General features: G+C 51.8%; 20 protein-coding genes. 7 read left to right on the top strand and 13 right to left on the bottom strand.

Translation table 11 applies throughout. The features are described from left to right. Window positions 1–150 precede the first annotated feature (150 nt). The 4 genes from ACN085_RS09890 to ACN085_RS09905 form a co-directional block, all read right to left on the bottom strand. Window positions 151–513 carry a TM2 domain-containing protein gene (locus tag ACN085_RS09890; protein WP_419100737.1) on the bottom strand — a complete coding sequence of 121 codons (363 nt, stop codon included), beginning with the start codon at window positions 511–513 and terminating at the stop codon, window positions 151–153. Between the two features lie 21 nt (window positions 514–534). Next, window positions 535–1806 (bottom strand): hypothetical protein, encoded by a 1272-nt coding sequence (locus tag ACN085_RS09895; protein WP_419111428.1) that lies wholly within the window; start codon window positions 1804–1806, stop codon window positions 535–537. A 182-nt stretch (window positions 1807–1988) separates the two neighbouring features. Beyond that, window positions 1989–2876 (bottom strand): hypothetical protein, encoded by an 888-nt coding sequence (locus ACN085_RS09900; RefSeq protein ID WP_419111429.1) that lies wholly within the window; start codon window positions 2874–2876, stop codon window positions 1989–1991. A 2-nt stretch (window positions 2877–2878) separates the two neighbouring features. Continuing rightward, window positions 2879–3865 (bottom strand): ABC transporter ATP-binding protein, encoded by a 987-nt coding sequence (locus ACN085_RS09905; protein ID WP_419111430.1) that lies wholly within the window; start codon window positions 3863–3865, stop codon window positions 2879–2881. Between the two features lie 166 nt (window positions 3866–4031). On the opposite strand from ACN085_RS09905, the gene ACN085_RS09910 reads away from it, so the two are divergent. Then, window positions 4032–4814 (top strand): hypothetical protein, encoded by a 783-nt coding sequence (locus ACN085_RS09910; RefSeq protein ID WP_419111431.1) that lies wholly within the window; start codon window positions 4032–4034, stop codon window positions 4812–4814. A gap of 97 nt (window positions 4815–4911) precedes the next feature. Here the strand turns inward: ACN085_RS09910 and ACN085_RS09915 are convergent, their stop codons facing one another. Then, window positions 4912–6339: a CCA tRNA nucleotidyltransferase gene (locus tag ACN085_RS09915; protein ID WP_419100732.1), complete on the bottom strand. Its 1428-nt coding sequence runs from the start codon at window positions 6337–6339 to the stop codon at window positions 4912–4914. A gap of 91 nt (window positions 6340–6430) precedes the next feature. On the opposite strand from ACN085_RS09915, the gene ACN085_RS09920 reads away from it, so the two are divergent. The 5 genes from ACN085_RS09920 (at window position 6431) to trxA (ending at window position 11385) form a co-directional block, all read left to right on the top strand. Further along, window positions 6431–6934: an NUDIX hydrolase gene (locus tag ACN085_RS09920; RefSeq protein WP_419100731.1), complete on the top strand. Its 504-nt coding sequence runs from the start codon at window positions 6431–6433 to the stop codon at window positions 6932–6934. Between the two features lie 23 nt (window positions 6935–6957). Then, window positions 6958–8640, top strand: coding sequence for a murein biosynthesis integral membrane protein MurJ (gene murJ / locus ACN085_RS09925; RefSeq protein ID WP_419100730.1), 1683 nt, complete (start codon window positions 6958–6960; stop codon window positions 8638–8640). Between the two features lie 39 nt (window positions 8641–8679). Then, window positions 8680–9894 (top strand): serine/threonine protein kinase, encoded by a 1215-nt coding sequence (locus tag ACN085_RS09930; RefSeq protein WP_419111432.1) that lies wholly within the window; start codon window positions 8680–8682, stop codon window positions 9892–9894. A 97-nt stretch (window positions 9895–9991) separates the two neighbouring features. Further along, the gene (gene trxB / locus ACN085_RS09935) at window positions 9992–11026 is read left to right on the top strand and encodes a thioredoxin-disulfide reductase (RefSeq protein WP_419111433.1); all 1035 of its coding nucleotides are present in this window, start codon (window positions 9992–9994) and stop codon (window positions 11024–11026) included. A gap of 38 nt (window positions 11027–11064) precedes the next feature. Then, window positions 11065–11385: a thioredoxin gene (gene trxA / locus ACN085_RS09940; protein WP_419100727.1), complete on the top strand. Its 321-nt coding sequence runs from the start codon at window positions 11065–11067 to the stop codon at window positions 11383–11385. A 1490-nt stretch (window positions 11386–12875) separates the two neighbouring features. Here the strand turns inward: trxA and ACN085_RS09945 are convergent. The 8 genes from ACN085_RS09945 to rpmH form a co-directional block, all read right to left on the bottom strand. After that, window positions 12876–14027 carry a ParB/RepB/Spo0J family partition protein gene (locus ACN085_RS09945; protein WP_419111434.1) on the bottom strand — a complete coding sequence of 384 codons (1152 nt, stop codon included), beginning with the start codon at window positions 14025–14027 and terminating at the stop codon, window positions 12876–12878. Between the two features lie 154 nt (window positions 14028–14181). Further along, window positions 14182–15012 (bottom strand): ParA family protein, encoded by an 831-nt coding sequence (locus tag ACN085_RS09950; RefSeq protein WP_419111481.1) that lies wholly within the window; start codon window positions 15010–15012, stop codon window positions 14182–14184. Window positions 15013–15445: 433 nt separating this feature from the next. Continuing rightward, the gene (gene rsmG, locus ACN085_RS09955; protein ID WP_419111435.1) at window positions 15446–16096 is read right to left on the bottom strand and encodes a 16S rRNA (guanine(527)-N(7))-methyltransferase RsmG; all 651 of its coding nucleotides are present in this window, start codon (window positions 16094–16096) and stop codon (window positions 15446–15448) included. Between the two features lie 3 nt (window positions 16097–16099). Further along, window positions 16100–16612 carry a protein jag gene (locus tag ACN085_RS09960; protein WP_419105201.1) on the bottom strand — a complete coding sequence of 171 codons (513 nt, stop codon included), beginning with the start codon at window positions 16610–16612 and terminating at the stop codon, window positions 16100–16102. 23 nt (window positions 16613–16635) lie between these two features. Continuing rightward, window positions 16636–17610 carry a membrane protein insertase YidC gene (yidC, locus tag ACN085_RS09965; RefSeq protein ID WP_419105200.1) on the bottom strand — a complete coding sequence of 325 codons (975 nt, stop codon included), beginning with the start codon at window positions 17608–17610 and terminating at the stop codon, window positions 16636–16638. Window positions 17611–17674: 64 nt separating this feature from the next. Beyond that, window positions 17675–18088: a membrane protein insertion efficiency factor YidD gene (gene yidD / locus ACN085_RS09970; RefSeq protein ID WP_419105199.1), complete on the bottom strand. Its 414-nt coding sequence runs from the start codon at window positions 18086–18088 to the stop codon at window positions 17675–17677. Between the two features lie 5 nt (window positions 18089–18093). Then, window positions 18094–18495, bottom strand: coding sequence for a ribonuclease P protein component (gene rnpA, locus ACN085_RS09975; RefSeq protein ID WP_419111436.1), 402 nt, complete (start codon window positions 18493–18495; stop codon window positions 18094–18096). 96 nt (window positions 18496–18591) lie between these two features. Then, window positions 18592–18729 (bottom strand): 50S ribosomal protein L34, encoded by a 138-nt coding sequence (rpmH, locus tag ACN085_RS09980; protein ID WP_083091541.1) that lies wholly within the window; start codon window positions 18727–18729, stop codon window positions 18592–18594. Window positions 18730–19214: 485 nt separating this feature from the next. Here rpmH and dnaA point away from each other — a divergent pair, with 485 nt between their 5' ends. Next, on the top strand, window positions 19215–20801 hold the full coding sequence (gene dnaA, locus ACN085_RS09985) for a chromosomal replication initiator protein DnaA (protein WP_419111482.1): 1587 nt from the start codon (window positions 19215–19217) through the stop codon (window positions 20799–20801). Window positions 20802–21152 lie beyond the last annotated feature (351 nt).

Raw genomic sequence — 21152 nt, forward strand, 5'->3', positions numbered from 1 at the left:
GCTCAGGTGTTGGCTGGCACCAGCACAGACTCCACCCACTTTACAGGAGTAGGGAGGGTTTAGGCAGGTTTTTGAGGTTTTAAAGAGTGTTGCCCGCAGCACTGTAGGCGAGCTGTTTCTCAGGGCACCTAAGCTCCCACTCCCAGTGGCTTAGCTCCTGTAGGTGGCCCGGCTCTTCATCAGGGCATTGAGGTAGCCTACGCGCACGGGTATGGTGAAGAGATCCCACAGCATGACAATGGCCAAGGGGGCATAAGATATCCAGCCAACAAAAGGAATACCTGCTGTCAGGGCCGCCGCAATGGCATTCCCTACAAGGTAGAAAATCCCCATAAAGGGCTGGCGGAGGTAGAACTTATGGGCACCGAGCCACCACAGGAAGATAAAGAGCAGGTAGGCCACGAGAGTCGATTTGGCCTGGACAATATAAACAGGCTGGCCCTGGGCGTATGAATAGGGGTGCCCAGGGTTATTGATGTAGGTGGGGCTGTAATGCTGAGGTTGTTCAGACATGCTTTCCTGCTTCGAGTCCGCCTAAGAAGTAGCGGCAAATTGTTGGAGAGTCGGTTGGGAGAGAACGTCATCAGAAACAGATTCTTGAAGCTCTTCCCTACTTGTTTTTTTATCTCCCAGACCGACGCTAATATCGGCCTGGTTTCCATCTGAGACTACCTCAGCGTCAATAGTGAATGTGATGATTTCTCGCTGGGCTTTACCGTCTGCTAGGTAGGTCAAATCCATGACAGCCTGTTCATGCTCAGAGGCATGCCACAGGCTAGGTTTGGCGGTATCTTGAACCAGGTAAAACGCAGGTCGAGAGACGAGCTTCCACTGCACATCACTGATAATTGCAGTTGAGTCATTCCCATAGATAGCGGAGGTGGGACACCCCACGACATCGAGCCTTCGTGAACTCTCACAGCGACTCAGCCAGGAATCAATGAGTTCATCTGTCTCTCTCCACATGCGGGGGGACGGGCGGACCTCCAAGTTTAGGAGGGATATTTCGCTACTCCCGTCGGGCAGGGAGCTAGTCACAGTGCGCTCTACCGGGGAAAGTACATAATAGGACGTTGAAGGTAACGAGACGGTATATGCACCGGGCAAGAGAGGAACCAGCCAAGAATAGCCCCCGTCAACCCTAAGACGGCGTGTCTTAGGCAGGCTCAGAGAGTGGCCGTTGACTGTAATTTCTGAAAGATCCACAGGGGTGGTTAACTGCAGATAATTCTGTGCTGAGGTCGCTAGTTTCCAGGTGTCATTGAAGGGGCCGCTTCTGGGCTCCAGTACAAATGGCAGTACAAAATCGTGCTCTTGCCCGTTAGCAAGGGCCCGCACAGTGACTTCAGCACGGTCATCCGGCTCAGGGGCGGAACTCAAAATGGTATAGCTTTCCACCCGTCCTTGAGCGGAGCTGTAGATAGTGTTGGTGAGATAGGTGTATGTGAAGCTTCTGTAGGCTTCCTCGTCCAGACCGTCGATATAATCGCCACGCTGAAGCGCCTGTATATACTGTTCAGCGGCTTCTTCTGGACTATGCGGCAGGGAATAGTAGTTACCCACCGACGCAATTACCAGGGCAAGCACCGACACGAACAGGGCTGTTAGGGTCAAACGAATCTTGATGCTACGGGCATCTCTGCGGGTCAGAATACCCGCTGCCCGTTCAGAGAACTCACCTACCTGGCCAGAGAACCGACCCACTTTTTGCACCGAAGCGGAAAAATTTTCACGAAGCTGCTCCCCGTGAGCGTGCAAGACAGAGCGAGCACTTCTCTGCTCTTCATTTTTGTCACGCTCAACCATGCCACCATTGTATGCCGGAGCGCTGGTGTATCTTTGCCTCCGCGATCAATCATTTCAAGATAGAAGAAACATATTTATTCAAGCCACAGGAGTAAGTCGCAAACTAATGGGCGCTGGAGCTCTGCTTATCAGAACTCCACCGCCCACCGGTATGTGTAAGCTACACCTTCCAGGGACAAAAATTATCCACGGGTATCCGAAAAACGGAACCGAAGGTAGCCGAGCAAGGCCGGGATAAAGGCCCAGAGCGCAAACCAGGAGCCAGCCTCCAGGTAGCCCATATCCGCATCAGCTCGCAGATCATAGGTCAAAATTACTCGCCCCAGAGAAGAGGGCAGGTAATTCATCGCATCAGCTACCCATTCCACTTGACCCGAAAAAATGGCCGCAATGATGGGAAGGATGAAGAAAACCACAACGACCATCACAATGCCCGCAGCATTGTTCCGGAAGAGGGTGCCAAAGCCGTACCCCATCCAGGCCATCAACATGAAGTAGATACCGGCAGCTACCCAGTTAAGCATCAGCCCGTTGTTGAACTCTAGGGTATCTTTCACAGAGCTATCAAGAACTACGTAGCCAACCCAGTAGCCGATGCCCGTAACGACTACACCGAGTACGAAGGAGTAGACAGACAGGACGATAAGTTTTGCCAGGTAGTAACCTGTTCTCCGGGGCACAGCGGTCAAGGCCGCCTGAATTGACCGAGTGGAATATTCAGAACCGATAAAGACTGCCGCAAGAGAAGCAACCAGCATATTGGCAAGGTCAATACCGGAAGAACCCATCGCATATGCCAAATTAGTAATACTTTCGATCCCGGCGTTGGTCTGCTCCATTTGTTCAGACATCTTTGCCAGACTCTCAGCGTCTCGAGCCATTGAGTTAAGGATCGTGGCGTATAGCGGTGCCATTCCAATCATGACCAGAGCGGTCACTAGCGTTATCACCCAGTTGGTAACTAAAGACCGGAACTTGAGCGATTCCGAACGAATCACGCCCCAAAAGGTGAGTTTTTTACCGGCGAATTGAGAAGGGCTCACCGGAGCCGCAAGAGATGTGTTCGCCATGATTATTTCTTCTCCCCTGTCTCGTTGCTGCTAGTTCCCCAAGGCGTACCCGGAATGTTCTCTGCTTGTACCTGAGCCGGTTCAAAGGTGCTTGAGTTGTATTCCACATCATCACGGGTCATATTCATGTAGACCTGCTCCAGCGTGGCAACCTGTGGGGTGAGCTCATGCAGTAACACACCACGGTCACGCGCAAGCTCAGCAAGGTGACGAGAAGCTACCTGCTCCACCATCAGACCGTCCGTGTCAATAGCACTAAAAGCATAGCCAGCTTCTTGGAGGGCACCGGCAAAAGCCTCTCTGCTATCGGTGCGAACCAGCACTTTATTCTGATCACCAATGGTGAGGAACTCTTCCATCGAGCAGTTAGCCAGCATGCGGCCACGCCCAATCACAATAAGGTCATCGGCCGTTTGAGACATCTCACTCATGAGATGGGAAGAAATCAGGACAGCTCGCCCTTCACTGGCTAGGTGCCGGGCCAGGTTACGCACCCAGATGACGCCTTCCGGGTCAAGACCATTGACGGGCTCATCCAGGATGATATTTTCAGGGTCGCCCAGCAGAGCGGCGGCAATACCCATGCGTTGGCCCATACCCAGAGAGAAGCCCTTAACCTTCTTCTTGGCTACGGCACTCAGGCCAGTCATTTCGATGACCTCATCAACACGAGTCATGGGAATACCGTGGGTCAGAGCCAGCGAGCGCAGATGGGCCAGCCCACTTCGACCGGGGTGCATGGCTTTGGCATCGAGTAGGGCACCAAGGCTAGAGAGCGGGCTAGGTAGGGAACGGTAGGGTGAGCCATCTACTAGAGCTTTCCCTTGGGTGGGCTTTTCGAGGCCGACCAGCATGCGCATGGTGGTTGATTTGCCGGCACCGTTGGGGCCCAAAAAGCCGGTAACTTTGCCGTTGGGGACGGTGAAACTTAGGTCATTGACGGCTGTCTTAGAGCCGTAGCGTTTGGTGAGGTTTTTGACCTCTAGCATGGGTGTCCTCTGCAATAGGGGGATTCTTCTTCTCTGAACCTTACAGGGTTTTGGACATACTGATATCCACCCAAAGGATGAATTCTGGAGAATATTTTGGTGGTGGAAGGTGAGAAACGGGAGGATAATGGAGAAGGAATAATCTACCGAAGGGAACACCAACCTAATGGTATTTTTCTCTCCTTTCCCCTCTGCTAACCCCTCTACCCTTAACTATTCCGGTGTACTCAGGGTCAGAGGCAAGTACGACCGCCCGCTAGAGGTACTCTTACGGGACCCTGGGGAAGGGAAAACAAGCCGCCAGATCACTCTTTATACCTCTTTGCCCAGTCTCACCCTAGAAGCTTTCTGGGATCAAGAGTGGACGGTGCAGGTTTGGGTCGACAGAGACACCGACAGTGAACAAATTATCCACCAGCTACCTGAACAGGCACTGTGGGAAGATTCTTGGGAAGGGCCGCTTTGGGATCAAGACGCGAGCACAAGCCGTATTCAGATGCTTCCCTCACAAGAGTTTGAAGATGCCCTGTGCCTTGCTCATGCAGTCAGCAGCCTGCTAGCTCATCCACCTCACCCTAGCCAGCTTCTACCCCAGCAGCTAGTTGGTGTAGATAGCCAGATAGCACCAAGCTGGCATTATCTTCAAGCCAATCAGCACATCACGATTTTCCTGCCCTCTGTGGCCCAGCCACCCCAGCAGACCTATCTGTCAGTATGGTTGCCCGGTGCCATGGTGGAAAGCTTTGCCCTCTACCGAAACGAGGAGGGAAAATTCTTCATTGTTGCCCACGAGAAGCTCACTCCAGAGAGCACTTTTATTTCTCTTCAGGAGCTCAACAAACGCCAAACTATCGCTGATATTTTTGGTCACCCCTTGGATCTATCTTTGCTCTGTCAAAACCTGCCCACCATTTTTGCAGATATAGAGCAGGGTTCTACAGGTCGATGATCTCCTAGCTACTATCTATTCAATAGTTCCAAGGCTCAAGCCAATATTTCCAAGGCACAAACTCTAGGGAAAATCGATTAACCCTATCTTTCGGGCTCTAACTTACTTGCCCTATCCCCTGCTCAGCTGCCCATGCCCGCAGACGCCAAGTAGCTTCTTCTTCACCCAAGGCACCTTCATCCAAGCGCATATTCAGCAAGAACTTATAGGCCTGCCCCACCAGCGGGCCGGGCTTAATACCTAAAATTGCCATAATCTGCTCGCCGTCCAGGTCCGGGCGCAGAGAGTTCAGCTCTTCCTGCTCGGCAAGTTCAGTGATGCGGCGTTCTAGGTCATCATAGGCCGAGGAGATGCGGTGAGCCTTGCGCCTGTTACGGGTAGTGACATCGGCACGAGTCAAGCGGTGCAGACGTTCCAGCAGTTCTCCCGCATCGCGCACGTAGCGCCGCACAGCAGAGTCTGACCAACCAGCATCGCCGTATCCGTAGAAACGCATATGAAGCTCTACCAGCCGAGCAACAGCCTTGATAGTGTCGTTATCAAACCGCAGTTCCCGCATCCGCTTCTTAGTCAGCTTGGCACCCACTACATCGTGGTGCAAAAAGCTCACAGAGCCGTTCTCTTCAAACTTACGGGTAGCGGGCTTACCGATATCGTGCATGAGAGCAGCAAAACGCAGAATAAAGTCAGGCCCGGGTACCGCACCATCATTATCCGTTTCCTGTGAAGCGGCCTGTTCCATAACGGTTAAGGAATGTTGGTAGACATCCTTATGCCGGTGGTGCTCATCAACTTCTAGCTTAAGGGCCGGGATCTCTGGTAAGACATAGGAAGCCAGGCCTGATTCCACCAGCAAGTCAACACCGCGGCGGGGCGCTGTCCCGCAAATAAGCTTGACCAGTTCATCACGTACGCGCTCAGCGGAGATAATAGTGATTCGCTCGGACATATCGGTCATGGCTTCAAAAACCTCAGGAGCAAGGTCAATATCCAGCCGGGAAGCAAACCGGGCGGCACGCATCATACGGAGCGGGTCATCGGAGAAAGAATCCTGAGGGGTGCCAGGTGTTCGAATGATCCCAGCTTCTAAGTCTCGCTGACCGCCAAAAGGATCAACAAGCTCCAAAGACGGCAGGCGCAGGGCCATTGAGTTAATCGTGAAGTCACGCCGGAGGAGGTCATCTACAAGGTCAGTTCCGAAAGCCACGACCGGTTTACGGGAATCAGAATCGTATTTCTCAGCGCGGTAGGTGGTGATTTCGACCATCTCATTGCCCTTACGGATTCCGATTGTCCCGTATTCCTTGCCGATTTCCCAGGTGGCGTCTGCCCACCCTTTGACTACTTCTAAGGTCTGGTCCGGAGTGGCGTTGGTGGTGAAGTCCAGGTCTACCGATGTTTCCCCTAGAAAAAGGTCACGAACGGGCCCTCCCACCAGGGAGAGCTCAAATCCTGCGCGGTTAAACAGCTCGCCCGCCTCAAGGGCCACAGGGTGAATCAAAGAGGTATCAAATACATGCGCCATAACCCTTCAATCGTGCCAGCAAAATGCACAAGTTACCACTCACACCTACCTTTTTAAAACATCGTCCCCGCATATCGGTTAAGGTAGAGACATGACTTTTCCTATTCCACGGGCACCCAAGAGGCGGACTTTTACGCCCCTCGTTGCCATGCCCACGGTCGAGGAGGTCTCCGCAGGCGGTGTGATTGTCGACTTTAACGACCGAAATCTGCCTGTAGCCATCATCGCCCGAGTCAATCGCGGTGGCCGTCTCGAATGGTGCCTACCCAAGGGTCACCCCGAAGGTGATGAATCTAAGGTTCGCGCTGCTGCCCGTGAGATTGAGGAAGAAACTGGCATCTGTGGGGAAGTCATTACTTCTTTGGGTAGCATCGATTACTGGTTCAACGTCTCGGGGAATCGAGTCCATAAGACCGTCCACCACTTTCTGTTCTCCGCAACCGGGGGTGAATTGACTACTGAGAATGATCCCGATCATGAGGCGGTAGATGTCGCCTGGGTCAATATTGATGATTTGGGGCGCAAGCTCTCTTTCCCCAACGAGCGGCGTATCGCTGAAATCGCTCGCGAATACATCATTCACCAGCTTTCCTAGCTCCTGATTAGATAAGGATTCCCGTGGCACGTTCCGGTGCTCTTTCCAGCGCGATTATGGCTGCTGGAACCCTGGTTTCTAGGATTCTAGGGTTTGCCAAAACTTTTCTGATTACCGTTGCCCTTGGTTCTACAACCACTGTGGGCGATATTTTTGAAACCGCTAACACCCTACCAAACCTGATTTATGTTCTGGTGGCCGGCGGTATTTTCAACGCTGTGCTGGTGCCGCAGATTATCAAGGCAGCCAAGCATGATGACGGCGGTTCTGACTATGTTTCCCGCCTGGTAACACTTGCGGTTAGCGGTATAGCAGCTATTACTGCCCTTGTCCTGCTGTGTTCCTGGCCTATTATCCAGGTCATGGGTAGCAGGTGGAGCCCCGAGCAGCAGCACTTCGGTCTTATTTTCGCCTTCTGGTGTCTACCCCAGATTTTCTTCTATGGCCTCTACACAGTTCTAGGCCAGGTCCTGAACGCTCGCGGGGCTTTTGGCTGGTATATGTGGGCACCTGTGCTCAACAATGTGGTTGCTATTGCGGCGCTCATCGTCTTCATCTTCCTTTTTGGGCCCCAGGACGTCACCACAAACCCGCCCTACCATAATCTAGACAGTTGGACCTCAGCTCAGACTCTAGTTCTGGCAGGATCTGCCACCCTAGGTGTGGCTTTACAGTCACTGATTCTTTTTATTCCGCTCCGAAGAATCGGGCTACGGTTACGACCTAAGTTTGGCTGGCGCGGTATTGGACTGGGCACTGCCGCCCACCTGGCAGGTTGGACCCTCGCAACCGGCGTGATTTCTAACCTGGCTTTTATGTATCTGACCAAGGTGGCTGCTGGCGTGGTGGGTTCTCGCGAAGAGTTATTGGCCGCCGGTATCCAGATTCCGGGTGTTCAGGCCCTGAATTATTCGTCCATGCTCTATTCTCTGCCCCACGGTGTCATTGGCCTGTCGATTGCCACGGTGCTCTTCAATCGTATGTCTGCCGCCTCCCAGGAGGATGATCGCAGTACTGTTGCCTCCGCACTCTCTTCGGGTCTTAGGACCGCTTCGATTGCAACTATCTTCTGTGCTGTAGTTCTTGTGGTCTTTGCTGGGCCTGTAGGGATGATTTTCGGTGGCGGCTCCCAACAGTCCGGTGCAGTCATTGGCCAAACCATAGCGATAATCGCCCTTGGTGGGCCTTTCCTCACCATTGCTTTCATGATGGGCCGTGTCTTCTATTCCCAGGAGGATGCAAAGACCCCCTTCTACGTCCAACTTTTCTCTGCTTTCGTTATTATTGCCCTTGGTTTTACAGCATCGCGACTATCCCCCCAGCACGTTATCTACGGCCTTGCACTAACGTATGCCCTCCAGAATGTTCTGGCGGTCTATCTGAGCCACCGGGTCCTGGTACGCCGTCTAGGTGACTACGATGTGAGAGGTATCGTCCTGACTCACGCTAAAGTTGCGTTTGCATCTCTGGGAGCAGGGGTCTTCGGCGTTGTTGCTCTCTATCTTCTGGGTGGCTATAGCTTTGATGGGTTCGCCTGGGAGTCAAGACTCAGTGCTTTCTTCACGGTGCTGCTGGGGGGCATCGTCATGGCAGTTGCCTACTATGCATTCCTCTTAATTTTCCGAGTCAAAGAATTAGATACCCTAATCAACCCGATTATGAATAAAGTCGGTGTGCTTACTCGCCGTGTCCGTGCTAGCAGGTAGTATCAGATACCAAAGAACCATTCAAACGGGAGGCCCCTTTTGACACCGCAGATTCCTCTTAACACCCTGTTGGGAGATCGCTACAAAGTCACCGCGCATGTTTTGGAAACCGCGGGCGGCGATGCAGTGCTCGATGGCCTAGACCAGGTATTGGGTCGCAAGGTTTCTATAGTTGTTGCCGCGCCCGAACACAATCGTCTCTTGGTTACAAATGCACGCAAATCAACGACTCTGACTCGTTCAGCAGTCCAGGTTCTTGACCTGGGCAACAAAGATGACAGCACCTACCTCATTACCTCCCATTCTCGCCCTGACACTCTCCTCGATGTTCTGCTGACTGAAGGTGAGAGCGGAAATACCGAAGAATTTGGGGAGGAAATTTTCGGTGATACGGGGTCTATGGCGGCCCCCAACACCTATGTGGTTGCTAAAGAAGCCAGCACAGTCGGTGGCGGGGCGATCTCTGCTATCAGGTCTGTGGATGAGGTGGCCGATGAGCCAGCAGAAGAATTTGAAGAGTACGATGCCGAAGAAGATGGCTACTACGAAGCGGACGAACCAACTGACCGTAATGGCGGTGTCTGGATTGTGGGCATCGCAGCTGCCCTCCTGCTTGTGATTGGCGCTGGAGCTGTCTTTGTGACCCTGGGTGGGCTTTCAAAGTCCGGTGAGTCTTCAGAGGCTTCGGGCGAAACAAGCGTTAGCGCCTCTGCTTCAGAAGGAGCAGCATCAGATGGTAAGGCTTCTGAAGCTGGGGAGCCCTCTGCTCCGGCAGAGAAATCTGCTGCCCCAAAGATTGACGGGACTTTTACTCGCTCAGTTCCTTCATCACCGACGCTGATGGCCGAAAGTGATTCTATGCTGGCTCATCTGACCGATAAGAATGAAGCGACGACCTGGACATCCTTGGCTTTTGGTTCACCCAATTTTGGGGGCCTGGCAGATTCTGTCTACCTCTTGGCTAAGTTAGATGAGGCAACAACAGTTAAGAGCATCACTATCAACCAGGTTTCAGGTACCGGCGGCCAATTCACCATCTATGCCTCTGAAACTGCTTCTGCAGATGGCGGCAAAGAAATTGGATCTGGCAGTTTTGCAGCGAGCGGGGAAACCACTGTACAGCTCAATAAGGACGCCCAGAAGGACAAAACCAAGTACATCATCATTAAGTTCACTGCGGCGCCTCAGCTGAGCCAGCCCATTGTTGCTGGTTACCCTTACGGTCTTCGTATCGCTGAAATCAGTATCAACTAAACCTTTGCAGCTGCCGGCGGGTGGGTTGGGAATATTACCCACCCACCCGCCGTTATATTGCACAAGCCCTGCAACACATAGATCCTCAAGGAGAAACATGACAGATAACGCTCTTGGCGGCCTTTTCAATGGCTCTGCCGGCCTCAAGGTGAAGGCTCCTGCACAAGCCTCTGAGACCGCGGCAGAGAAGCCCCGAGAAGCCGAGCAGCCCGTTCACAAGGTGATTATTGTGGGTTCTGGCCCCGCAGGTTACACTGCGGCTATTTACACCGCACGAGCTAATCTTCAGCCTCTTCTCTTTGCATCATCGGTATCCCCCGGCGGCGATCTGATGACTACCACTGAGGTCGAGAACTTCCCCGGTTTCATTGAGGGAATCCAGGGCCCTGAGTTGATGACCAATATCGGCGCTCAGGCAGAGCGTTTTGGCGCTGATATCCGCTACGAAGATGTGGCCGAAGTGGAGCTTGAAGGCGATATTAAGAAAGTCATTTTGACTGACGGTTCTGTTCACCTAGCCAAGGCCCTTATTTTCTCTACCGGGTCGGAATACCGCAAGCTGGGCGTTGAGGGTGAAGCACGCCTTTCAGGGCACGGTGTCTCTTGGTGTGCAACCTGTGACGGTTTCTTCTTCAAAGAGAAGGCTCTGGCTGTTATCGGTGGCGGCGATTCCGCTTTGGAAGAGGCTCTCTTCCTGACCAGCTTTGCATCTAAGGTCTATTTGGTCCACCGCCGCGATTCCTTCCGCGCCTCAGAGATTATGACCCAGCGTGCCCTGTCCAACGACAAGATCGAAGTGATCTGGGATTCCGTTGTGAAGTCCATTGACGGCGAAGATAAGGTCTCTGGCCTGACCTTGACCAATGTTAAGACCGGCCAGGACAGCGCCCTTGATGTTGAAGGTGTTTTTGTTGCCATTGGCTCAGACCCCCGAACTTCGCTAGTACAGGGCAAACTGGAGCTCACCTCCGAAGGCACCATTGCCGTAGATGGTCGTTCTTCCCGCACGTCTATCCCCGGTGTTTTTGCTGCGGGTGACGTTATTGACCCCACCTACCGCCAGGCTATTACAGCCGCAGGATCAGGCTGTGTAGCCGCTATTGATGCACAGCACTACCTGGAATCTCTTTAATTTCCCCCTCAAGATACGCCAACGAAAGGTTATTTCCTATGACTACTCAGGTTACTGATGCAACTTTTGCCGATGAAGTCCTCCGCTCCGATAAGCCCGTTATTGTTGATTTCTGGGCCGAATGGTGTGGCCCCTGCCGTATGGTTGGTCCCGTTATCGACCAAATTGGCGAGGAATATGGAGACAAGGTCAAGGTACTTAAGCTCGATGTCGAGAACAACCCTGCTACCGCCATGAAGTACGGCATTACCTCTATTCCCGCAATTTATGTCTTCAAGGACGGCGAGGTCGCCAAGCAGACCGTAGGCGCTAAGCCTAAGGCTGCCCTGGAGCAGGAATTCGCAGAGTTTCTCAAGTAAGGCCTCGATGATGCAGGACCGATTCTGCATCATCAGTACATGCGGGTCGGTGTTTCACGTGAAACACCGACCCGCATGTGTTTATACAGAGTCACAGTAAAGTCATAAAGCATGCCTTGATATATCAGTAGATATGGGAAAGCTAAAAAGACACTAGATAGATTCCCCGTCGAGACCCATAGGGGGAATCTATTTTAAGATAATTACAGTCAAAACTAGGGTGGGCTAACAGATCTGCGTGAAACTATAAATTTTCCCAAACATAAACTTTTAATATATTTACACCCCAGTACATCTATATCCAAAAGATAAATATTCAAAATGAGGTGAGGGTAAAAAATATTTTCTATTTTCCAGCAGATGACTCAAGTAGCATGCACCCACAGAAACTCTATTCCCCAGAATAGGCAACCCTGATACACCGAATTCAGTCCAAAAAGTTTGATAAACAACCTATATTGGTATACTTATATTTGTTTCACGTGAAACAACCCGTAGGAAATATTCGGTATCTACCTAAAACAAAACCTATTTAACCCCTACTTTCCATTTAGTGAATCAAGGGGTTTTTCAAGATTACAGAGGAGAGAATTAGACCCGATATCACCAGATAATTTTTCCACTCCAGGTAAAAACTCCGGTGCTACCACCGAACCGTAATTATCCATAGGTTGCGTCAGAATATCTCTAAAAAAACTTTATTTATTAATTTTATTTCTTATTTCACCGCACCGAACTTTATCGATTCCCCATCGCCCATTAACATATTCACCACCAGCGGTTAAAACTAAAAATAAAGTTCCCATGATGAATTCTGGAATGCTCTCCAGCTCGATCCCCTTTTAAATATCCTCTATGACAGTAAAATATTCTAGATGAGGGATAAATATAGAGAAGTCTGATTTTCGGACCATTTTGCGATGCCCTAGAGCCCTAAGCAGATCGGTATTGAGCTACCACCGCGCTAGCGCAGTTAATGCAGACAAATAAACATTACCCTGATTCTGCTTCAAAGGGGCATACCTAGAGGCACCCCATCTCTTTGCCAAAGAACTATCCCTATAGTTCCGGGGTAAGCTGCTCTCAAGATTTGATTCCCTAGCCTGCCGGCTCGCGGTAGAACAGTTTTTTAGGTGACCTCAAGAAAAAATACAGCCTCCAGATTCGCCCCTAAGGCCCTAAAGCCACCTAGAGTAGGTAAAATACCTATCTGGCATAAAAATAGCCCCTTAGACGGCCACTGAGGGGTTTTAGCCTCCTCTGGATCCCTTAAAACATCGAAAGAGGCCCTATCCAACTCAAAAAGGGTAAGACAGAGCATTCTTCGACCCCTTACCATTTTCCTTGCGCAACTGCCTACTGAAGCGCAAATATTTATAAATGGACGAGCTGTTTCACGTGAAACAGCTCGTCCATTTATGGCTAAGTTAGCACCGCCTAGATCCTTGGCAAACACAGGGCCGGCAAGGGATGCCCACACCAGAACAAACCTACTTTTTGCTTATCTTGGGGTCGATGAGATCAAGGATACGGTTTAGATCATCAACTGAGGCAAATTCAATCGTCATCTTCCCTTTGCGCGCGCCTAGGGAAATTTTGACGTTAGTATCAAGCTTGTCACCAAGGGCATCCGCAAGGTAGTCAAGGCGCTGGGAGTGGTCCTGGACCTTAGTGGTCTTGGGTTCTTGCGGCTTCTTACCCTCAGTACCAGCTGATACAAACTCTTCAACGGCACGAACAGATAGGCCCTCATTCACAATTTTCTGAGCGAGTGTTTCTATCTCGGAGGCTTTTTTTAGCCCTAGAAGAGCCCTAGCATGCCCGGCTGAAATAGTCCCAGCAGCTACCCGCCTCTGGACCAGAGCAGGCAATTTGAGCAGTCGGATGGTATTAGAAATCTGAGGGCGGGAACGTCCGATGCGCTGGGCCAACTGCTCTTGGGTGGTCCCAAACTCTTCAAGAAGCTGCTGGTAAGCAGCCGCTTCTTCAATAGGGTTGAGCTGGGACCTATGCAGGTTTTCCAGCAGAGCATCACGGAGGAGATCTTCATCTTGAGTCTCACGGATAATGGCAGGAATGGTATCGAGACCGGCACGCTGGGTTGCACGCCAACGGCGCTCACCCATAATGAGCTCGTACTTTTCAAGGCCATTTTCGCGGCTGGGACGCACCACGATGGGCTGCAAAAGACCGATTTCTTTGATGGAGTGGACGAGCTCTTGCATATCGTGCTCATCAAAATCAGTTCGGGGTTGCTTACGGTTGGGGTGAATATCAGTAACATTGAGGGTCGCAAAGTTTGCACCTGGAACGGGTACTAGGATCTCCGATGCGGCTGCTTCTTTTGCGCTGTCCTCCCCGAAGAAGAAATCTACTGGGCGACGTGACCCTGTAGTGCTCCGCAAGGCAGCTCCCATATCGGCGCGTTTCTCTGGACGTTTTTTCTTGGGTGTTTCACGTGAAACAGACTTAGGCTTCTCGGTATTTTTCCCCGACTTAGTTGCAGCGGCTTTCGAGGTAGAGCTGCGAGTAGACCTAGCAGGCGCCTCATTATCGGGCGTATCTTGGGTAGCTTGTGACTTAGTACCCTCGGGAATAAGAGCACCTAGCCCCCTACCTAACCCACGCTTCTTTTCTGCCATACGGACCTCCATGCCACTTAGGTTTTGTCTCTTGTCCAAGTCTAATGGAGTAAAAGCTCATAGAAAGACACTGGTCTCGCTAGACAGCGAGATTCCAGTGTCTTCTTTTAGCTTTAGAAAAAATATTTATCAGATAAAGATTCTTTACAAGGCGCTAGTCACCCTGGTGGGCAATTTCAACGGCGGCCTTAAGGTAAGCAATTGCACCCGATGACTGCGGGTCGTAGCTGATGACGGTCTGCTGGTAGCTTGGTGCCTCAGAGATACGCACCGACCGAGGAACAGCAGCATCGAGAACCTGTTCAGGGAAATGTTCACGCACCTCTTCTGCTACCTGAGCAGAAAGATTGGTTCGACCGTCATACATGGTGAGAAGGATGGTACTAATATGCAGATTTGCATTGAGGTGCTTCTGAATCATAGTGATATTTTTTAGGAGCTGACTCAGCCCTTCCAGCGCATAGTATTCGCACTGAATAGGGATGAGGACTTCACGAGCGGCAACAAAGGCATTAATGGTGAGCAGCCCCAGGCTGGGAGGGCAGTCAATGAAGACATAGTCCAGCCGAGGCTCCCCCGCCATTTCCCGAGCCGCCATATAATCTGAAAGTGCATTCTTGAGCCTGGTTTCACGGGCAACCATAGAAACCAGCTCAATCTCAGCACCTGCAAGATCAATGTTAGAAGGTGCACACCACAGGTTTTCAAGGTCGGGGCACGGCTGGACGATATCCGCCAGCGGTTTATCATCGACCAGTACGTCGTAAATCGATGGAACGTCAATACCGTGATCGATACCCAGTGCTGTCGAGGCATTCCCCTGCGGGTCATTATCAATGACCAAGACATTCATTCCCTTACTTGCAAAGGCGGCAGCAAGATTGACGGCAGTAGATGTTTTGCCAACTCCACCTTTTTGGTTAGAGATGGTAAAGATTCGGGCTTCAGCGGGCCTTCCCAGCTGCTCACCATCAAGTTGCTGCAGTTGTTGCTTAGCGCTGTATGCCTGCTGTGCAATGGGGTTTTGGGTAATGGCTACACTGTCGGTGCGTTCGAGTTTTTCACGTGTTTCACGTGAAACATGGGAACCGCGATCGGGCTTAGCGGTCGCATCTTGAGGTTCTGGGGGTAAGCCAAAATCAGGAATGTTTGAGATAGTGGGCACCGGGTTCTCCCCTGGGTAGGTCTATGTTCTCGTCTGTATAAGACTACCCGCTTCCTGAGGAAACTCTAAAGCTCTACACATAGAGCGCTTTATATAGGTTGTTTTATAAAATTTTATTTTATGTTTCACATGAAACACTCCTTAAAATCTCAATGCCGACACCCCGGTTTTACCATGCACTAGGCAACAAAAAGGTCCGGCAGTTCGCTCAGGACTGCCGGACCTTAGGGAAGAGTGCCAGTTCTAGTGGGTTTTACAAACTAACCCGAACCACTGTGGTGGGTTCTTCTAGCAGGTCTTGACCTGCAATAAGAATCTCAGTTTCCCTCGCTCCATATCGGGTAAGTTTTTTGGATGCTTTAGTAATCTCATCTGCCGCACTCTTCCCTTTGAGAGCAAGAAGCTGGCCGGTACCGCGCAGAATCGGCAGAGTGATATCCAGAAGCCCTACCAGGGCAGATACGGCACGAGCAGTCACATAGTCTGCTTCCACCTGCCCTACGGCCTGTTCAGCCCGCGAGCGCAGGATGCCTACGTTGTCTAATCCCAGGTCCTCAACTACCTCTGTCAGCCAAATAACTCGGCGCTCCAGAGGCTCAATCAGAGTTATCTGGAGGTCTGGGCGGGCAATAGCCAGACAGAGCCCTGGAAGCCCCGCTCCGGAGCCTACATCCACCACTTTGGCATCCTTCTCAATAAGCTCCTCGATAGCTGCGCAGTTGAGCACGTGGCGCTCCCAGAGACGAGGAACCTCACGCGGACCAATCAGACCACGCTCAATACCGCTAGTTGCCAAATGCTCAACGTAGCGTTCGGCAAGGGGGAGGCGGTCGCCAAAGATTTGGTCAGCAGCCACCAGGGAGGGGCCGACCAGTTCAGGTAGCTGGGTATTTTCTTCACTCACGTTTTAGTCCTCTACCGGTGCAATGACGATGTGGCGGCCGGGCCCGGAGCCCTCAGACTCAGAGTAGAGACCGTGGGTTGCCACGATGTCGTGAATCAGTTTGCGCTCGTAGGAGCCCAGGGGCTCCAGGTGGACTTCCTGCCCTGTTTCTTTGACCTGAGCGATAGCTGTTTCGGCCATGGTGAGCAGCGCCTGCTGGCGGCCAGCCCGGAACTCTGCAATATCTAAAATCAGGCGGGTGCGCTGGCCGGTAGTGGCCAGCACAGAGAGGCGCACTAGCTCTTGAAGAGCGTCGAGCACTTCGCCGTTCTTACCCACGAGGGCTTGAAGGTCCTCATTGTTACCGTCTTCAGTGACTACGGAAAGATAGGTGCGGCCGTTACGTACCTCGATATCAATGTCTCCATCGATATCGGCGATATCGAGGAGCTCTTCAAGGTAGTCAGCGGCAATGTCACCTTCGTCTTCAAAGTTGTCTTCTAGCGCGGCATCCGGTGTTTCGGGGGCTTCAGTCATGATGTTTTCTCCTGTAGCTACCGCTAATTTTTCTTTTTATTCTGTTGCTTCTGGCGCTTCTTACTGACAGGCTGCTGGCGCTGCCCGCGGGCTGCGCGTTCACGCTGTTCAGCAAGTTCCTGCTCGTGCTGTTCCTTGGTCTTGCCAACGGGCGGAAGGCCCTTAGCGGCACGGCGTTCGTTGAGTTCGCGTTCAGCCTGAGAACCGGGGGTGGGGTTGTTCTTGATAACCCAGTACTGCTGGCCCAGGGTCCAGAAGTTAGAAACGGTCCAGTAGACCAGCACACCTAGGGGGAAGTTGATACCGGAGATTGCGAAGATTAGAGGCAAAATATAGAGCATAATCTGCTGCTGGCGGTACATGGGGGATTCCTTAGCGGCATCCGACATGTTCTTAGCTGAGAGTTGCTTGGTGATGTAGAACTGGGTTGCACTCATCAGCACTACCATGATTGCGGCCAGGGCAATAGTTGCGGTGTGGTTGCCGTTGCCGGGGTGCGTCATGGTGGAGAAGAGGGGGGCACCAAAGATATAGGCGTCGTTGAATTGTTCGACCTTAACATTGTCAAGGATCAGGATGCCCTGGCCATTAGCTGCCGCCTTAGGGATACCGTTGAGCACCTGAAAAAGGCCGAAGAAGATGGGCATCTGCACGATAATAGGCAGGCAAGATGCTAGCGGGTTAGAGCCCTTTTCCTTGTAAAGCGCCATCTGTTCCTGAGCCAGCGCTTGGCGGGAAAGTTGATCGGTTTTCCCTTTGTATTTGGCCTGGAGCTTAGCAAGCTCAGGTTGCAGTTCCTGCATGCCACGCATGGCCTTGATTTGCTTCATAAAAAGCGGGATCGTCAGGGTTCGCATGACAAGGGTGAGGCCGATGATGGCCAATACCCAGGTGACGCCCGATCCGGGGTCCATGCCGATAGCGGTGAAAAGTTCATGAAATGCCCAAAGGACTGCAGAAACAATCCATTTGAAGGGCCAGAGAATGATGTCGAACATGTATCTCTCCCTGGCTCAGCGAGATGTGAGCCGGTTGTGGTGGACAAGCACTAGCACCGAGAAGTTACTGGTGGTGATGGTGCCGGTGTGGATGGTTTAGAAGAATTATCTTAGGTTCCTGGCCGGGCGCAAAAGTGCGTTTGCCGGCCGGAACAGGGTCAAGACCGCCCGTAGCCCAGGGATGGCACCGCAGAATACGGCGAACGGTAAGAGAGAGGCCGCGGATGGCACCGTGGCTTGTAACTGCTTCTAGCCCGTAGGCGGAGCATGTTGGGTAGTACCGGCATACGTTGCCGTAGAGGGGCGAAACGATAGCTCGGTAAATCTTGATAAAAGCGATTAGAAGGTTCTGAGGTAGGACCAGCGCCGCTTGGGTCAGAGAGGTCGGAACCACAAACTCGTGGGGAGCTTTTTCTAGCAGGATGTCCTTGTCGCTAGGGGTGGGTTCCTGGGGGGCGGTGTATCGGGAGGCGCTCATGTGTTTTAGAGTTCCTCTCCATGAGGGGCGACGGGGGTAGCGGCAAGGCCGTGATTATTGGGGTTGCCCCCGAGTTTTTTGAGGTTGGATAGAAGAGCGCTTTCGAGGTCGGAGGCAAGCTCAGCATAGCTAGCTGAGGCCGCGGACGGTAGGGCTCTGAGCACAATGGAATAGCCCTCGGGATGCTCTGTCAGAAAGTGGGCACTTAGTTCTCGAAGGCGGCGTTTGGTTTTGTTGCGGGTAACGGCGTTACCCACGGCTTTAGAAACGATGAAACCGATGAGGGTTGGTTCGTCGTTTAATTTGGCTGTATATAGAACTAAGTTCCGGCGTCCTGATCGGACGCCGGAACGTGTAGTCTGTGAGAATTGAGCCGAAGCTCTCATCCGGTGCTGCTGTGCCAGCACGTGCTCTCCCCTTTCGGTTCGGTCTGTCTCGGCGGGCTGCGTTAGTACGCTGGCCTGCATGGAGTGAAGGCCGATTGGTTAGGAGATAGTAAAGCCTTATGCTGAGAGGCTTGCGCGGCCCTTTGAACGACGGTTCGCGAGGATAGCGCGGCCTGCGCGGGTGCGCATGCGAAGACGGAAACCGTGCTTCTTGGCGCGGCGGCGATTATTCGGCTGGAAAGTCCGCTTGCTCATCTGGTTACTCCAAAAGTGGTTGGTACGGGGGCCAACCTTTCAACAGTTCTTCGAACAGGTTGACGCTTCTTGCTGATGTGTAGGCCGCCGTTGAGGGCGGGGCATACCTAGTATGGGCATACTCCTAGCACACTTTGACTAATCAACTCTAGAAGACGGGGCTATATAAGGTCAAGCCTAAGGGGCGTAGGTCTTTAATCACAGGCAGTGGAGAGAGGTTAGGCACATCTGTGGATAGCTTGTCGATAAGAATCTCTTGGCGCAGGTTATCCACAGGTCTTCGCAAAAAGTTGTAAGTTGTATTTTTCACGACTTTAAGCTGGCAAACCGCACTTTAATCACATACTGTGGACAGGTACCCCACCAGCAATTCACATCTTATCCACCCTGTGGATAACATGGTGATATTCTCAGGGTATCTATGGGTAAGCTGTGGGTAAGTTTTCTAGTTGCGCGTCTTGTAAGGAGAACCTGTGGGCGATTATATGGATCCTGAGCTTCAAAAGAAGTGGATGCACTTGGTGACCCTGCTGCGTGCCGATACATCGGTAGCGCAACGCCACCGCGCACATATTGGGCTGGCTCAGCCTCATGCTTTCATGGGCAATGTTCTGCTGATTGCGGTCCCCAGCGAATTTACCCGTGATATTTTCCAGCATGAGCTCAAAGGCTCCCTGCAAGAAGCAATTAGGGCTACTTTTGGGCCCGGTGTGACTGAGGCTTTCATCATTGATACCAGCCTTGAGAAGAAGCCAGAAGTTGCTGCTGAGCCTTCGTCATCGGTAGCGCAGCAACAGGCGACGGCAGTAGTAGATCACTCCCCCACCAGTTTTATTGAACCGGCACAGGCAGAAGCTACCAGCGGGTTTATTGACCGCGGCTCTGAACAGCAAGGAGTAGCCGATACGCCTTCAGATATCTCTGATGTTCCGGCGGTTGCCGATACAGACAACTACTCTGGGCAGAGTATCTCCCACGATGTTGAGCCTCGTCAGGAAAGCCCCAGAGAATCTAGTACGTGGGACTCAACAGCCCGGCTGAACCCTAAATACACTTTTGATAGCTTTGTGATTGGCCAGTCCAATCGCTTTGCCCATGCGGCCGCCTTCGCTGTCTCGGAGACCCCTGCCTCTGCCTATAACCCACTCTTTATTTACGGTGGTTCGGGGCTGGGTAAGACCCATCTGCTTCACGCCATCGGTCACTATGCCAAGAGTCTCTACCCAGGGCTTCGAGTACGCTACGTGAATTCAGAAGAGTTCACCAACGATTTCATTAACTCGATTCGAGACAAGAACGATACGTCGTTCAAGCAGATTTATCGTAACGTCGATATGCTCCTGATTGACGATATTCAGTTTCTGGCAGGTAAAGATAGCACCCAGGAAGAGTTCTTCCATACTTTCAATGCCCTGCATAACCATCAGAAGCAGGTCGTGATTACATCGGACTTACCGCCCAAGCAGCTCACAGGCTTTGCAGAGCGTATGAGGTCGCGTTTTGAGTGGGGTTTGATTACCGATGTTCAGCCGCCTGAGCTAGAAACGCGTATCGCCATTTTGAGCAAGAAAGCCCAGAATGAGGGGCTCAATGTTCCCGATGATGTCATGGAGTATATTGCCTCGCATATCTCAACCAATATCCGTGAGCTTGAAGGTGCGCTGATTCGTGTGACCGCTTTTGCGTCCTTGCAGCAGCAGGCCGTTGATATGCAACTGGCTGAACAGGTACTCAAGGACCTTTTGCTCGATGATGGTGCCCCCGAGATTACTGCTTCGCAGATTCTTTCTGCTACTGCGGAATACTTTGATGTCACTCTTGAGGATTTACGCTCCAAGTCACGGAGCAGGACTCTGGTCAATGCCCGTCAGATTGCAATGTACCTGTTGAGAGAGCTCACGGACATGTCCCTGCCCCGTATTGGTCAGGAGCTGGGCGACCGTGACCACACCACTGTTATGTACGCCGATCGGAAGATTCGCAATCTGATGGCCGAACGTAGGCCTATTTTCAACCAGGTAACTGAGTTGACGAACCGCATCAAACAGGGTTCCAGGGACGCATCACGCTAGAAATGGGCTTTCAACACCCCTGTGGATAACTTGCTATTGGCGGGGTTTTAATGTGGAGGTTAAGTGCATAGATATTCAAAAGGTGTGCAGTTCATTTTTTGCATAAATATTCATACACTATTCATTCACAGATTGGGCCTTACTTCTACACAATAGCCCCACAGGGAAATCCTTGATTTGCTGGGTTCAAATTGAGTTTTCCACAGTTTTCACAAGGGTTATTAACACTACGACCTTTAAAGAAGAAAAGGCAAATAACAAAAAATTGTCCCGATCCTGTTTCCCCTGGCGAGAGTTCTTGTAATTACATGGCCCTAGCCGGTTGCTTACCCCTTGTAAGAACTCTCTGTA

The sequence above is a fragment of the Rothia sp. P4278 genome, from assembly GCF_048512945.1.
Classification (GTDB): domain Bacteria; phylum Actinomycetota; class Actinomycetes; order Actinomycetales; family Micrococcaceae; genus Rothia.

Bases quoted from the DNA above. Each gene is read 5' to 3' on its own strand.
- ACN085_RS09890 (WP_419100737.1), bottom strand. From the start codon at position 513: ATGTCTGAACAACCTCAGCATTACAGCCCCACCTACATCAATAACCCT.
- ACN085_RS09895 (WP_419111428.1), bottom strand. From the start codon at position 1,806: ATGGTTGAGCGTGACAAAAATGAAGAGCAGAGAAGTGCTCGCTCTGTC.
- ACN085_RS09900 (WP_419111429.1), bottom strand. From the start codon at position 2,876: ATGGCGAACACATCTCTTGCGGCTCCGGTGAGCCCTTCTCAATTCGCC.
- ACN085_RS09905 (WP_419111430.1), bottom strand. From the start codon at position 3,865: ATGCTAGAGGTCAAAAACCTCACCAAACGCTACGGCTCTAAGACAGCC.
- ACN085_RS09910 (WP_419111431.1), top strand. From the start codon at position 4,032: ATGGTATTTTTCTCTCCTTTCCCCTCTGCTAACCCCTCTACCCTTAAC.
- ACN085_RS09915 (WP_419100732.1), bottom strand. From the start codon at position 6,339: ATGGCGCATGTATTTGATACCTCTTTGATTCACCCTGTGGCCCTTGAG.
- ACN085_RS09920 (WP_419100731.1), top strand. From the start codon at position 6,431: ATGACTTTTCCTATTCCACGGGCACCCAAGAGGCGGACTTTTACGCCC.
- trxB (WP_419111433.1), top strand. From the start codon at position 9,992: ATGACAGATAACGCTCTTGGCGGCCTTTTCAATGGCTCTGCCGGCCTC.
- trxA (WP_419100727.1), top strand. From the start codon at position 11,065: ATGACTACTCAGGTTACTGATGCAACTTTTGCCGATGAAGTCCTCCGC.
- ACN085_RS09945 (WP_419111434.1), bottom strand. From the start codon at position 14,027: ATGGCAGAAAAGAAGCGTGGGTTAGGTAGGGGGCTAGGTGCTCTTATT.
- ACN085_RS09960 (WP_419105201.1), bottom strand. From the start codon at position 16,612: ATGACTGAAGCCCCCGAAACACCGGATGCCGCGCTAGAAGACAACTTT.
- yidC (WP_419105200.1), bottom strand. From the start codon at position 17,610: ATGTTCGACATCATTCTCTGGCCCTTCAAATGGATTGTTTCTGCAGTC.
- yidD (WP_419105199.1), bottom strand. From the start codon at position 18,088: ATGAGCGCCTCCCGATACACCGCCCCCCAGGAACCCACCCCTAGCGAC.
- rpmH (WP_083091541.1), bottom strand. From the start codon at position 18,729: ATGAGCAAGCGGACTTTCCAGCCGAATAATCGCCGCCGCGCCAAGAAG.
- dnaA (WP_419111482.1), top strand. From the start codon at position 19,215: ATGGATCCTGAGCTTCAAAAGAAGTGGATGCACTTGGTGACCCTGCTG.